A 13,793-nucleotide genomic window follows, 5' to 3' on the forward strand; every position below is an offset into this window, starting at 1 on the left:
GAATGGATGAAGGAGTCGATATTCTCCTACCGGCGTCAAGCCGTCCAATCCAAGACGCGGAAGCGTGCCCTTACCTGTGTCGGGTGGTGGTCTTCGGACCGTCCGATGGCATGGGACCGGCGTGTGGATGCGTGGCGGGTAGCGCGGGAGTGACACGGAACGGGAGCCGGGCCGCGGTGGTGGTTGTCCGTGGTCAAGCATGCGGCGCGTCGGGCAGGCAAATCCGTCCGGCATGAGCGTGAGGTGTGATGATGGGGGGTCTTGTGCCCCGAATCCGGTGTGCCGTTCCGTCGAGAAAAGCTTCGGCGTGAGGAGTGGCGCCGCCCGTACCCTAAACCGACACTGGTGGTCAGGTAGAGTATACCAAAGCGATCGAGCGAATCCTGGTCAAGGAACTCGGCAAATCACTCCCGTGCCTTCGGTATAAGGGAGGCCCCTGCCGGTGAGGCGCTTCACGCGCGGAGCCGGCGGGGGCGGCACAGACCAGGGGGTAGCGACTGTTTACCAAAAACACAGGTGCATGCGAAGACGTAAGTCGCTGTATATGCACTGACGCCTGCCCGGTGCCGGAAGGTTAAGAGGATCCGTCATCCCTCTTCGGAGGGGGCAGCGGTGAATTCAAGCCCCGGTAAACGGCGGTGGTAACTATAACCATCCTAAGGTAGCGAAATTCCTTGTCGGGTAAGTTCCGACCTGCACGAATGGCGTAACGACTTCCCCACTGTCTCGACCAGGAGCTCGGCGAAATTGCAGTACGAGTAAAGATGCTCGTTAAGCGCAGAAGGACGAAAAGACCCCGGGACCTTTACTATACCTTGGTATTGGCGTTAGGTGCGGACTGTGTAGCATAGGCGGGAGGCTTCGAAGCGGGTGCGCCAGCATCCGTGGAGCCGGAATGTGAAATACCGCTCTGTCCTCATCTGGCCTCTAACCTCGGCCGGTCATCCCGGCCAGGGACAGTGCCTGGCGGGTAGTTTAACTGGGGCGGTTGCCTCCCAAAGAGTAACGGAGGCGCCCAAGGGTTCCCTCAGCCCGGTTGGCAATCGGGTGTTGAGTGCAATCGCACAAGGGAGCTTGACTGCGAGACCGACGGGTCGAGCAGGGACGAAAGTCGGAGATAGTGATCCGGTGCCGGCGTACGGACGCGGCATCGCTCAACGGATAAAAGGTACCCCGGGGATAACAGGCTGATCATCCCCAAGAGTCCATATCGACGGGATGGTTTGGCACCTCGATGTCGGCTCGTCGCATCCTGGGGCTGGAGCAGGTCCCAAGGGTTCGGCCGTTCGCCGATTAAAGCGGCACGCGAGCTGGGTTCAGAACGTCGTGAGACAGTTTGGTCTCTATCCTCTGCGCTCGTTGGAATCTTGAGGAGCCCTGCCCATAGTACGAGAGGACCTGGGTGGACGAACCTCTGGTATGCCGGTTGTCGCGCCAGCGGCACGGCCGGTTGGCTACGTTCGGATGGGATAACCGCTGAAAGCATCTAAGCGGGAAGCCCCCTCCAAGATAAGGATTCCATGAAGCCCCCGGGCTTCTGAAGACCCCATGCAGAACACATGGTCGATAGACCGGACGTGGACACCCCGCAAGGGGCGGAGCCGACCGGCACTAATGGTCGAAGACAACACAACAACCCGCCCCCGCAAGGGGCGGCGGCATCAACCCGACTGCGAAGCCTGCCTGCGGCAATGAACACGAAACCACAGGCGATCGAACACACGAGACACGCGTCCACCATCCGGTCCCCAAGCCGCCAGGACACCCCGACCCCCCACGGGATCGGCAGAATTGAAGATTCGCGGCGGTCATGGCCTGGGGGAGACGCCCGGTCCCATTCCGAACCCGGAAGCTAAGACCCAGCACGGCAATGGTACTGCACCCGGAAGAGTGTGGGAGAGTAGCACACCGCCGCCACAACACGAAAAAGTAAAGGCCTCTGATGACACGAATCACCAGAGGTCTTTACTGTATACACGGCCATACACCCAATGCCGCTTCTGCAGATATTGCTCCAGTCTTGAGCTTTTATCGGCTCGGTTCTTGCTCCGTCCTACAAACAAGACACCGGCCCTTGTTAGAGTGAGAAGAACCTGACAACAAAGGAGATGACAGTGAAGACAATCGAATTGGGTACCTCTGGTGTCGAATTCTCTAGCGTAGCCCTTGGGGCCATGAGGATTGACAACAAGACCAGGCAGGAGGCATCAGAGATTGTAAAGGCGGCACTGGATGCCGGCATAGATTACTTTGACACCGCAGACTGCTATCACGATGGTCTGTGCAGCACCATGCTGGGCCAGGCCTTGAAGGACTGCGGTGTGAAAAGGGAGGATGTTGGTATACAGACTAAATTCGGCATCTTCCGAGATAAGGAGAGTGGCAGGGTCACCCGTTATGACTTTTCCAGGAAGCACCTGTTGGAGGCCATGGAGCAGGAGCTCGAGAACCTGCAGACTGACTACGTGGACTTCGTCCTTCTGCACCGGCCCGACACCCTGGTCGAGCTGGATCAGCTAGCCGAGGCCTTCAATGAGCTTCAATCTTCAGGCCGCGTTCGCCACTTCGGGGTCAGCAACGTCAATCCCATGCAGGTAGAGCTTCTTCAGAGTGCCCTGGATCAGAAACTTCAGGTGAACCAGTTGCAGTTCGGCCTTGGCCATACCGGTATGATTCGCCAGGAGATTCATGTGAATATGGCCGACGAGGCCAGTCTAGACCACGACGGAGGGATTTTGGCTTACTCCCGCCTCAAGTGCATGACTATTCAAGCATGGAGTCCTTTCCAGAGTGGGACCGGCGAGGGGGTCATCATTGACAACCCGAAGTTCCCTGAGCTCAACGACTGCCTTGCCAAGATCGCAGATGAACATGGGGTCAGTAAGAACGCCATTGCAGTCGCATGGATACTCCGTCATCCGGCCGGGATGCAGGTCATCATCGGATCCATGAACCCGTCCAGGATTGCTGAAATGGCCTCCGGGGCGGATGTAGAACTGTCTGCTGAGGAGTGGTATCAGCTCTATGTGAGCGCGGGCAACGATATCTTCTAAATCCTGTGGTCTTCCGCGCTGTACTGTCACAGTGCCTGCCGGATCTTTGGAACAGACAATCGGGAATCGGTGGGGAAGACCGATATAACTGCTGGAAAGCAGTTATTCCCATAGTTGCAGGGTCAGTTGCTATGCGTTATTTTGTTCCCCACCGGTGCCCCCGGTAGCGCCAAAATCACGTACCACGACCAGACAAAGGTTGCTAGGGCCGCGGAGCTATATCGAACGAGGGGCGAAGCGCTGGGTCTCTCGCTGTGGCTTCTGCTAAATCTGGCATCTGGCCAGTCATGACCCAACCCTTTATGATCGCCTGCATGGGCATGATCACCGTGCTAAGCCGCGATCGGGGAAGAGGAGCTAAGCCACGCCATTGAAGAGGGGAAGTCCAGTGCATCGGGTCGGTTGTGCTGGACTTCCCCTTTATAATTTCTATTTTCATATTCTTCTTACTATTCCCGTAGTGGCCTGTCTGTCAGCTTGGATCATCGATACCATTTCAAATTTCCCCTGCACCCGGCCTGTAACTTGTCAGGAAAGCCCTCTTCTATCTTGTTGCCAATCCGCCTCTGGCACCCGACTTTGCAGGCCGACGGTCAACGGTCCAGGTGGAAGCCTTGCCTTCGATGGATAGGAGCATCGGCTCATGGGCCGACCCGGAATCCACAGCATGATCTGCGATGATGGCGCTATAGGTTCTGTGCGGGGTGTCTGTCTTCCCAATGTCTCTGTAGTAACGCTGGACTACCTCATCGAAATCGGCCAGGGCTCGCTCGGTTCGTTCGTCCTAGGTCTGCCTTCAGCGCTCAACTCAGGGTAGCGGTTCTCCGAATATCCGGGGCCGCATGCTGTGTCGTCTCTTCCAGCGCTTGGACATCATTGTCGCTCACTGGACGGCTTGGTGAAACGCCTGGTGGACCGTTTCCCATGAGCACTCGGATAATCTCGTTGGCCACCGGTTTGAACCGGTATTGTCAGAAGGTCCCCTCGTGTGAGAGTTACACCTGACATAGGCTTACTCTGTTGTTAGAGGGTGCGACACACAAACGAGCCAGCTCACATTATCGCTGACACGGCCTCGGCACCGATTCCGTTCTGCCCGGGGTTTCTCTACAACAGTCCCTGACTGATTCAACCCTAACGGCGTTGATGACGGCGGTCCACGAATGCCTGGGACCCCCGGTCGATCACTCCCGAGACCAGGGTGGTGAGGGCGGCTGAAAGGACAGCGAAGGCCAGGCTGGCTATAGCCCCCTGCTGCTGCCCCTCTTCGGACTCGAGCCCCCCATTACGTCGAGTCTGTGCATTGTCCCAGAACGATTGGAATATCTTGCCGGCTAGGTAGCCGGCAAGGGATGGCAAGACCCACTTGATGACCTTGTCGGTGAGGGAGTCTGGGTCAGATTTAACTGAAGAAGTCATATCGCGTACCTTGTCGTCTATTGCGTGGAAACGTTCGACGATGGCATCAGCACCGTCCTTGGAAGGCCCAATCGCACTAGTCATGATGCCATTATCCCACACTGCACCGCTTGTGCCTGATACTGGGGGCCGTCGTGGTCCATACGGATGGTGTTGCTTTTCGGTACCGCAGGGGGCGAAGGTAGAATAGATACATGACAGTTTCACAGCCAATCGCGAGTGAAGGAGCTCGCAGCAAAGGACGCGTCGTCTTGCTGCGCCATGGTCAGACTGCATGGAGTCTGTCGGGACAGCACACCGGAAAAACGGACATACCCCTCACGGGGGAGGGGCGGGATCAAGCCAGGAAGGCGGGGGAAAGGCTCAGACAGGCCTTCCCGGACGGGTTCGAACCGGAATACGTGTATGCATCACCGCTGAAGAGAGCCCAGGACACAGCCCGTTTGGCAGGTTTTGACAGAATGACCATATGCGATGACCTGGCTGAGTGGGACTACGGGCGGGCAGAAGGGCGGACCAGACAGGAGGTGTCGCGTCTGGCCGGTCGTGAGTGGAACCTGTGGCGCGACGGCACTCAGGCTCTGGGATCGGACATGGATGGGACCTGGCAGGACACCCTTCCGTCCGGAGAACATGTGACGGTCAGAAACGGACCGGGGGAGACTCTGAACCAGGTGGCCCTTCGGGCTGGGCGGCTGGTGGCCAGGCTGGAGCCTTTGGTCAATCAGGGGCGGCAAGTCCTTCTGGTGGCCCACGCCCATATTCTGCGGATTCTGACGACCCAGTGGTTGAGCCTGCAGGCAGATGATGCCTGCAAGTTCCGCCTGGACACGGCCCACTACAGTGTCCTTTCCCAGTACAAGGGCAACAATGTGATAGAGACTTGGAACTGCTGAAGATTCGGAGGGCCTTCCATCCTGGACCATACCGTCATCTTCTGTCACAGGCACGTGTGCCTTCGGATTTGCCACTGCTAGATCCAGATGAGGGTCTTGACAGGTTTCCGCGCCATAGGTAACAGCTCCAAGGCAAAAAACACCAGGGCCGCCTCGGAGTTTGCCGCCTGCGGGGGGTACCAGTGCTCAGAGCCCATTACGAGGTGGGGGCATCGTCCTCACCGACCAGGATCTAATGAAGGACTGCGGAGTCAGCGCAGATATGGTGGCGGTAGCTCAAAACGATGCGCTGGATGAACGCATCTGTTGACCGGATCAACTAGACAGGCACGGCTGGTTTTCATCGCTGGTTTTTGAGACTCTGTGCGGGCTTCGGCGAGGCTATCATGAGAGTCAAAGTCAATGCTGACAACGTTGCTGCAAGGACCGAGTACTGGAATGACACTTATTAAAACTAAAAACCGACTGGCCCATGCCGTACAATCCGAACGGGGACGCAATCAGAGTTCACAGTGTTTTCGGCCCCATTCATGCGAGCGCATGGGGGCGCGGTGATGGCGGCGGAGCCTGACCGCTTCTTGGCCGTTGCATCTCTGGCGTGCGGGAATGGCGAGCCGGAGTATCGCAGTGGCGGGGATCTTGCATCGGCGGGTGGCCGATGCCGACTATATTGAGGACGCGAAAGGGCGGACATTATGCCACAGCGATTCACCACGGTCTTCTTCGACCTCTATGGGACCCTTCTGGACATTAGGACCGACGAGGATGGACCTGAAGGATGGCAGTACCTCTGGGAGTATTTCCACTCCCGCTGTGACATCTGGCCTGATGCCACAGCTGTCAGGAGGGATTTCAAGCGGATTCAGGCCCCATTACAAGCTGAGGCGGATCGCCGTTACGAGGTCGGTGAGGTGGAGGTCCGTAAGGTCTTCGCCGCCCTCTTTGATCAGGCTGGTCTACCCCACGATTGGCGTGATGTAGACGACCTGGCCTGGTCCTTCAGAAAGGCCACCACCACCCTTCTCAGGCCATACCCGGGTGCTTTTGACCTCTTGGAGGCTCTGAAATCGGCGGGGCTGCGGGTCGTTCTAGTCAGCAATGCACAGGCCTCCTACACGGATCCCGAGTTGGATTTGACCGGCCTGCGTCCGCACCTGGACCGGATCTTTATATCCAGCGACTGTGGGGTGAAGAAGCCCGATCCCGCCTTCTTCCGGATGGCCCTGGACGCAGAAGGGGCCGACCCGGACAGGACAGTCATGGTGGGCAACGACCGCGGTGCGGACATCATCGGAGGCAACCGCAGCGGTCTGACCACGGTCTATTTGGCCACTGGTATATCGCCGGGTAGTGACGGCGGTTTCTCGCCCGAAGCGGACCTCTCCCTTGCTGGTGCGGACTATGACCAAGTCTTCGACTTGGCCACAGGGGGTCTCAATATCGGAGGGGACCGCAACCAGTCATAAGGAGGGGGCGATTGTAGGTTGTTCCTGGACTGCACGGATTCCGCGGATACGGGAGCATCCGACCCGCTGCCCGATCCCGAAGTGGGGAGGAGATGCAGCGGGCCGGGTTTGACCAGTACCTCCAGGAATGAGCAACCGGTTTGTGAGGGGTTTTGATTTAAAGTGCCAGAACTGCGAAACTCTGTCCCCTCAGGGCCAGGGTGCCTTGGGAAAGATCGCTATTTACCATGACCAGGGGGTGTGGAATATGGTCGGTGGCACCGGCGCTGGCCAGACTCAGTGGGAGGTCCTCCTCCTTTCGGCTGGGATTGAGAGCCACCAGGAGGCGATCGTCGCCCTGGGTGCGGGTGTAAGCGAAGGAACGGCCATGCCTGGGGGCGTGGACCACGGCGAAGTCGGCGCCCGGTCTCAGGGACTGGTGCCCACTCCTCAAGGTGGTCATCTGCCTGATGAAGGTCAGGAGTGATTCCGGGTCTCCATCCTGGTCGGCCACGTTCGGGGCGTCGGGACTCCCGTCCACGGGCAGATAGAGTTCGGTCGGGTCGGCCTTGGAGAACCCTCTGTTAGCCGAGCTGTCCCACTGCATGGGGGTGCGGGAACCTGTCCGGTGATAGCCGCCCTCCTTGGTGGGCAGGGTTTGGTAGCGCATTCCGATTTCGTCACCGTAGTAGATGAAAGGGACCCCTGGCATGGTCAGGAACATTCCATAAGCCACCTTGATTTCTTCGGGGGTCAGACGGGGCGCTAGGCGGGTGGTGTCGTGGTTGCAGGTAATGAAGCAGAAGCTTCCCAGATTTCGGCTACGCAGGTATTGGGGAAGGTAATCAGCCAGGAAGTCCGATATGCCGGTCTTGCTGTCTGCCTTGAAGTAGCTGGCATCGTCAGGCCCTTCCAGCTCGTCTTCAGTGTTGCGTGTCAGGAAGTTGTAACCGTTTGGTACGCCTGCCCACCGCCAATTCAGGTAGAAGTCCATGTCGAAGCCAGCCTCCAGGGACTGCCAGGGCTTGCCCCATTCAGAGACGAATGCTGCCTGGGGGAATTCCTTCCTGATCGGCTCGAAAAGGCGATGCCAGGTGTCGATGGTGGCCGTCTTTTCCTTGTCGTCGTTCTTGACGAGAGAGTCGGCCATGTCCACTCTGAAGCCATCGCAACCCTGACTCAGCCAGAAGCGCATGACGTCGATCATGGCCTGACGGGTGGCAGTTGGACCCGGGTCGTCGGGTGACTGCTGCCAGGAGCGGTCCCTTGAAGCGAATCCATAGTTGAGGGCTGGTTGGCACTTGAAAAAGTTGAGGATGTAGGCGGCATCCCTGGGAGCCTCACCGCCTATGAAGGGCATGCCGGGGTAGCCCTCGAAGCTGCTGTCCGTCCAGATGTAGCGGTCGGAGTACACGTTGCGGGAGGCCCGCCCGCTGCTGGCGAACCAAGCGTGTTCTTCGCTGGTGTGCCCGGGAACCAGGTCCAACAGGACATGGATTCCCCTTCGATGGGCCTGTCCGAAGAGGTCGACCAGGTCCCGGTTGGTCCCGTAGCGGGGGGCCACTTTGGTATAGTCCCTGACGTCGTAGCCTGCGTCCTTGAACGGGGAGTCAAAGCAGGGGTTGATCCACAGGGCGTTGCAACCCAAGGAGGAAATGTAGTCCAACTTGGCTGTTATGCCCGGTATGTCACCGATGCCGTCACCGTTGCTGTCGTAGAAGCTTTGAGGATAGATTTCGTAGAAGACTGCTTCGTCCAGCCATGATGGTGTCTGGTGCATATATACTCGCTTTTTCCGTCTGACCTTCGTCGGTCTATCTGTATGGACGCTGACCATGGTAGAGATCGATGATGACAATGGATGCATCATAAAAAACTGGGGCGGTCGATGACCGAGGCTGGCGGAACAGCGCGCCGTTGGTAGTGGGGTTCGGGCTGATTATCTGGGACAGGGCCGCATCGAGCACCCACGGCGGGTCCCAGCCAAGACCGGCTTGGGCGAATGAAGGACCACAATACGGTAGAGACCGATACCCCCGGCTCTGCGTGCCATGTCATGTATCGTGGACCTCACCGCATACTTCTCGCTCACGCCTATCGGTTCGTTGCCGTCGCTTGCAATCAGTGGTAGGCAATGGTGCCCGTCTAGAATGAATGGACATGGTCACTCTTCAGGATATTGCCCGAGCCGCCGGGGTCTCGGTCGCCACTGCCTCGTGGGCCATTAATGATGATCCCAAAGCCCGTATTCCCCAAGCCACCCGTGACAGGGTCCGCAGGGTGGCCTCCGAACTGGGTTACCGTCGCAACGCTCTGGCGCGTGGGCTTGCCAGGGGGCATTCCGATCTGATTGGTTTTATCAGCGACGGGGTCGCCACCTCACCATTCGCCGGTCAGGTGATTCGCGGTGCCCAGGATGAGGCATGGAGGCAGGGGAAGATTCTACTCGTCGTGGATACGGGCGGGGACAGGAAAATAGAGGAGAGGGCCTTCGAGTTTATGTTGGAACGCCGGGTGGAGGGGCTGGTCTATTCCAGCTGGGTCCACCGCCGGGTCGACGCTCCTGCGGGGCTGGCCGGTGTAAACGCAGTGCTAGTCAACTGTTACGACCGGCTGGGCCGTCTGCCAGCCGTGGTCCCGGATGAGGTCGGTGGAGGGCTCAGCGCCACCCGCCTACTGCTCCAGGCCGGCCACCGGCGGATCGCCTTCATCAACGCCAGCGCCCGGACCCCGGCCTCCGTGGGTCGGCTCAAGGGCTACCGGAAGGCGCTGTCCGAGGCCGGTGTGACCTACGACCCCTCCCTGGTGATCCGCGAGAAGGAGGCAGACCAGGAGTCGGGCTACCGGGCCATGCGCGAGGTGATGGCTACCGGTGCCACGGCCGTCTTCTGCCACAACGACCGCACGGCCATGGGCTTCTATGATGCCCTACGTGAATGTGGGCAGCGGGTTCCCGATGATATATCCGTGGTCGGCTTCGACAATCAGGAGGTGATATCCGCCCACCTCCACCCGGCTCTGACTACCGTGGGCCTGCCCCAGTATGACCTGGGGAGATTGGGAATACGTGCGCTCATGGCAAGGGGGGACGATTTGACTAACCATCCGGCTGCTGGCTCTGGCGGCCTCGAGCCGCAACTGGTTCCTTGCCCTCTGGTCGTCAGGGATTCTATAGCCCGGATCTGATCCTCTGTTGCCTCCGCCCCGGGGGCAGAAACTGCCCGGTCTTCTCTGTGGCTATCTCATGCCATTCGTTCCGCTTCTTGTGGAAACTCCTGTCCGACTGCTTGCCGGGTCGCCATCCCGTTTGACAGCGGCGTAGGCACTTTTATAATGGTTGCTTAACCGCTTAAACAACTGGCGGGGATCCTGCCGAGGTCGTCGAGGAAGATGCGCGGCCCGGACGTATGGATCATCGGCGATATGAAAGGGTCAACATGAATAAGCTCTACTATCAATTCCCAGGCACCTGGTTTGGGGACTGCATGCCCTATGGGAAAGGCGATGAGTTCTTCCTCTTCCATCAGCGCGACACCCGCGATCCGGCCCCATTCGGGCAACCCTTCGGATGGGACCTGGCCACCACCAGGGACTTCGTCCATTACCAGGACTGTGGCACCGCCATACCCAGGGGTGGTGACGGAGACCAGGACCAGTTCATTTTCGCAGGCAGCGTCTTCGAGGGGCCGGACGGCTACCACGCTTTCTACACGGGTTTCAACCGTGATTATCCGGCCGAGGGCAAGGCCTCTCAGGTCCTGATGCAGGCCGTCAGCCAGGATCTCCGCCATTGGAGGAAGTTGGACCAGGCCCCCTCCATCGCCCCCCAGCCCGGGTACGACCCCGACGACTGGCGAGACCCAATGGTGGTCAGGGACGAGCAGGCCGGTAACTACCTGCTCATCCTGGGAGCACGGAAGAAAGGGCCCAAGACCATGCAGACAGGCCGGACGGTCAAATTCATTTCCGACGACCTGGTTCACTGGGAGTTCGGCGGGGATTTCTGGGCCCCCGGTCTTTACACCATGCATGAGATGCCTGACCTATTCAGAATCGGGGACTGGTGGTACCACATCGTCACCGAATACAGCGACCGACATGGGATGACCTACCGGATGTCGCACAGCCTGAAAGGCCCATGGACAGCCCCTGTGGATGACGCCTTCGACGGGAGCGGATACTATGCGGGTCGTACCTTCGAGCTGGGCGGTAGACGGGTTCTCTTCGGCTGGGTGGGGACCAAGGCAGGCGACGACGACAGGAACAACTATGAGTGGGGCGGGACCTTCGTTCCCCACGAGGTCTATCAGAGGGAGGATGGATCCCTGGGTGTGAGGCCGGTGGATACCCTCTGGGCCGCCTTCAACCCCCGCACCCCCATGGACGATGTGGACATCCAGGCACCTCATGAGAGGAAGGAGGTGGTCATTGACCTCGACTGCCCCGACCTCTTCTCATTCGAAGCTGATGTCAGATTCACCCCGGGCACCCGGTCCTTCGGTCTGCGCCTGCGGGAGGAGGCCGGGACCGGGCGGTCTTACCAGTATGACTTCCAAGTGGGGCAGGGACGTTACCTGTTCGAGGGGTCGCCCAATGACCCCTGGTTCACGGTCATGAACATAGGCCTTGAAAGGCCGATCCGTCTGGAGGCCGGACGCATCTACCACCTCCAGCTGGTGGTCGACGATACCATAGCCACCCTCTATGTGGATGGAGTGGCCCTGAATGCCCGGATTTACCGGCCGGGGCAGGCCTTGGGCATCTATGTGACCGAGGGCGGTCTTCAAGTCACCGGGATGAGCCTGGCCAAGGGCCTGCAGAAGTAGATGTCTTCCTGTCGGCCTCTGGTCGTACAGATCCGGTTCGGGCATCCTCCTGATGAATTTGTGCCATGACGGGAATAATATTTGCCTCGGGAAGTTGAGTGATGTAGGCTCAAGTTTCGGAGTGGTCATGATGGCTGCTTGCCCGGGCCGACGGGAGCCGGCCATCGGGACCACGAACGAAGCGCGAGCGGAGAACGTGAACGACGAGGTGCGGGGTCAGGCCCTACGCCCAATTTCATCAGGAGGTAACGAGTATGGCACGTGCAGTTGGCATCGATCTGGGAACCACCAATTCCTGCATTGCAACCCTGGAGGGCGGCGAGCCCACCGTAATCGTCAATGCTGAGGGCGCGCGGACCACGCCGTCGGTGGTGGCATTCAGCAAGTCCGGCGAGATTCTGGTCGGCGAGGTGGCCAAGCGTCAGGCCGTCACTAATGTGGACCGGACCATCAGCTCGGTCAAGCGCCACATGGGCACCGACTGGTCCGTCGAGATCGACGGCAAGAAGTGGACCCCTCAGGAGATTTCGGCCCAGATCCTTATGAAGCTCAAGAGGGACGCCGAGTCCTACCTGGGCGAACCGGTCACTGACGCGGTCATCACCTGCCCTGCATACTTCAACGATGCCCAGCGTCAGGCCACCAAGGATGCCGGCAAGATCGCCGGTCTGAACGTCCTGCGCATCATCAACGAGCCCACTGCCGCGGCTCTGGCCTACGGCTTGGAGAAGGGCAAGGAGGATGAGCGCATCCTGGTCTTCGATCTGGGCGGCGGCACCTTCGATGTCTCCCTGCTGGAGATCGGCAAGGATGACGACGGCTTCTCCACCATCCAGGTTCAGGCCACCAACGGCGACAACAAGCTGGGCGGCGACGACTGGGATCAGAAGATCATCGACTGGCTGGTCACTGAGGTCAAGAACAAGTACAACGTGGATCTGTCCAAGGACAAGATCGCCCTGCAGCGGCTCAAGGAGGCCGCCGAGCAGGCCAAGAAGGAGCTGAGCTCTTCCTCGTCCACCAGCATCTCCATGCAGTACCTGGCTATGACCCCCGACGGGACCCCAGTCCACCTGGACGAGACCCTGACCCGCGCGCACTTCGAAGAGATGACCTCCGACCTGCTGGGCCGCTGCCGTACGCCGTTCAACAACGTGCTGCACGATGCCGGCATTTCGGTTCAGGACATCGACCATGTGGTGCTGGTCGGCGGCTCCACCCGTATGCCTGCTGTCAAGGACCTAGTCAAGGAACTGACCGGCGGCAAGGAAGCCAACCAGACCGTCAACCCCGATGAGGTCGTGGCTGTCGGCGCTGCCGTGCAGTCCGGCGTCATCAAGGGCGACCGCAAGGACGTGCTGCTGATCGACGTGACCCCGCTTTCCTTGGGCATCGAGACCAAGGGCGGCATCATGACCAAGCTGATCGACCGTAACACCGCCATCCCCACCAAGCGGTCCGAGGTCTTCTCGACTGCTGAGGACAACCAGCCCTCCGTGCTGATCCAGGTCTATCAGGGTGAGCGTGAGTTCGCCCGTGACAACAAGCCTCTGGGGACCTTCGAGCTGACGGGCATCGCTCCGGCTCCGCGCGGCGTTCCTCAGATCGAGGTCACCTTCGACATCGATGCCAACGGTATCGTGCACGTCTCCGCCAAGGACAAGGGCACCGGCAAAGAGCAGTCCATGACCATCACCGGTGGTTCCGCCCTGCCCAAGGACGAGATCGATCGCATGGTCAAGGAGGCCGAGGCCCACGAGGCCGAGGACAAGCAGCGTCGTGAGGATGCCGACACCCGCAATGCCGCCGAGTCCGCCGCCTACCAGACCGAAAAGCTGGTCAACGACAACAAGGACAAGATCTCCGACGAGGTGGCCAAGGAGGTCACCGACAAGGTCAACGCTCTGAAAGAGGCTCTGAAGGGCGAGGACATGGACAAGATCAAGAACGCCCAGAGCGAGCTGATGACCTCTGCCCAGAAGATCGGTCAGGCCCTCTATGCCCAGCAGGGCTCCGCTGACGGTGCAGGCGCTCAGGGCGCTGCAGGTGCCTCCGGTGCCGCCTCGGGTGCAGGCTCCTCCTCGTCCGCTGATGACGACGTGGTGGATGCCGAGGTCGTGGACGACGACGATAAGAAGAAGGACGGCGAGTGAC

General features: G+C 59.6%; 8 protein-coding genes and 2 rRNA genes (1 of these 10 cut by a window edge). 8 read left to right on the plus strand and 2 right to left on the minus strand.

Annotated features, from left to right (window positions below; genetic code table 11):
• From H3T90_RS05595 to H3T90_RS05605, 3 genes are all read left to right on the plus strand, one after another.
• Positions 1–1,634, plus strand: a 23S ribosomal RNA gene (locus tag H3T90_RS05595); it begins 1,622 nt to the left of the window's first position.
• Positions 1,635–1,800: 166 nt separating this feature from the next.
• Positions 1,801–1,917 (plus strand): 5S ribosomal RNA (gene rrf, locus H3T90_RS05600).
• A gap of 197 nt (positions 1,918–2,114) precedes the next feature.
• Entirely contained in the window at positions 2,115–3,053 is a 939-nt protein-coding gene (locus H3T90_RS05605) for an aldo/keto reductase (RefSeq protein ID WP_046323594.1), read from the plus strand.
• A gap of 1,134 nt (positions 3,054–4,187) precedes the next feature.
• Here the strand turns inward: H3T90_RS05605 and H3T90_RS05610 are convergent.
• On the minus strand, positions 4,188–4,556 hold the full coding sequence (locus tag H3T90_RS05610) for a DUF4235 domain-containing protein (RefSeq protein ID WP_046323595.1): 369 nt from the start codon (positions 4,554–4,556) through the stop codon (positions 4,188–4,190).
• A 110-nt stretch (positions 4,557–4,666) separates the two neighbouring features.
• Here H3T90_RS05610 and H3T90_RS05615 point away from each other — a divergent pair, with 110 nt between their 5' ends.
• Positions 4,667–5,368: a histidine phosphatase family protein gene (locus H3T90_RS05615; RefSeq protein ID WP_046322235.1), complete on the plus strand. Its 702-nt coding sequence runs from the start codon at positions 4,667–4,669 to the stop codon at positions 5,366–5,368.
• 695 nt (positions 5,369–6,063) lie between these two features.
• Positions 6,064–6,834: an HAD family hydrolase gene (locus H3T90_RS05620; RefSeq protein ID WP_198229888.1), complete on the plus strand. Its 771-nt coding sequence runs from the start codon at positions 6,064–6,066 to the stop codon at positions 6,832–6,834.
• A gap of 157 nt (positions 6,835–6,991) precedes the next feature.
• Here the strand turns inward: H3T90_RS05620 and H3T90_RS05625 are convergent, their stop codons facing one another.
• Complete coding sequence (locus H3T90_RS05625) at positions 6,992–8,593, minus strand: alpha-amylase family glycosyl hydrolase (protein WP_198229889.1); 1,602 nt, start codon at positions 8,591–8,593, stop codon at positions 6,992–6,994.
• Between the two features lie 380 nt (positions 8,594–8,973).
• Between H3T90_RS05625 and H3T90_RS05630 the strand changes: the two genes are divergently transcribed.
• The 3 genes from H3T90_RS05630 to dnaK all read left to right on the plus strand — a co-directional run bounded on the left by H3T90_RS05630 (position 8,974) and on the right by dnaK (position 13,792).
• Positions 8,974–9,999 carry a LacI family DNA-binding transcriptional regulator gene (locus H3T90_RS05630; RefSeq protein ID WP_232350599.1) on the plus strand — a complete coding sequence of 342 codons (1,026 nt, stop codon included), beginning with the start codon at positions 8,974–8,976 and terminating at the stop codon, positions 9,997–9,999.
• A gap of 251 nt (positions 10,000–10,250) precedes the next feature.
• Entirely contained in the window at positions 10,251–11,639 is a 1,389-nt protein-coding gene (locus H3T90_RS05635; RefSeq protein ID WP_198229891.1) for a glycosyl hydrolase family 32, read from the plus strand.
• A gap of 254 nt (positions 11,640–11,893) precedes the next feature.
• The gene (gene dnaK, locus H3T90_RS05640; RefSeq protein WP_144178255.1) at positions 11,894–13,792 is read left to right on the plus strand and encodes a molecular chaperone DnaK; all 1,899 of its coding nucleotides are present in this window, start codon (positions 11,894–11,896) and stop codon (positions 13,790–13,792) included.
• Position 13,793 lies beyond the last annotated feature (1 nt).

This window comes from Bifidobacterium polysaccharolyticum (assembly GCF_016101585.1).
Taxonomy (GTDB): domain Bacteria; phylum Actinomycetota; class Actinomycetes; order Actinomycetales; family Bifidobacteriaceae; genus Bombiscardovia; species Bombiscardovia polysaccharolytica.

Bases quoted from the DNA above. Each gene is read 5' to 3' on its own strand.
- dnaK (WP_144178255.1), top strand. From the start codon at position 11,894: ATGGCACGTGCAGTTGGCATCGATCTGGGAACCACCAATTCCTGCATT.
- H3T90_RS05610 (WP_046323595.1), bottom strand. From the start codon at position 4,556: ATGACTAGTGCGATTGGGCCTTCCAAGGACGGTGCTGATGCCATCGTC.
- H3T90_RS05625 (WP_198229889.1), bottom strand. From the start codon at position 8,593: ATGCACCAGACACCATCATGGCTGGACGAAGCAGTCTTCTACGAAATC.
- H3T90_RS05635 (WP_198229891.1), top strand. From the start codon at position 10,251: ATGAATAAGCTCTACTATCAATTCCCAGGCACCTGGTTTGGGGACTGC.
- H3T90_RS05630 (WP_232350599.1), top strand. From the start codon at position 8,974: ATGGTCACTCTTCAGGATATTGCCCGAGCCGCCGGGGTCTCGGTCGCC.
- H3T90_RS05615 (WP_046322235.1), top strand. From the start codon at position 4,667: ATGACAGTTTCACAGCCAATCGCGAGTGAAGGAGCTCGCAGCAAAGGA.
- H3T90_RS05620 (WP_198229888.1), top strand. From the start codon at position 6,064: ATGCCACAGCGATTCACCACGGTCTTCTTCGACCTCTATGGGACCCTT.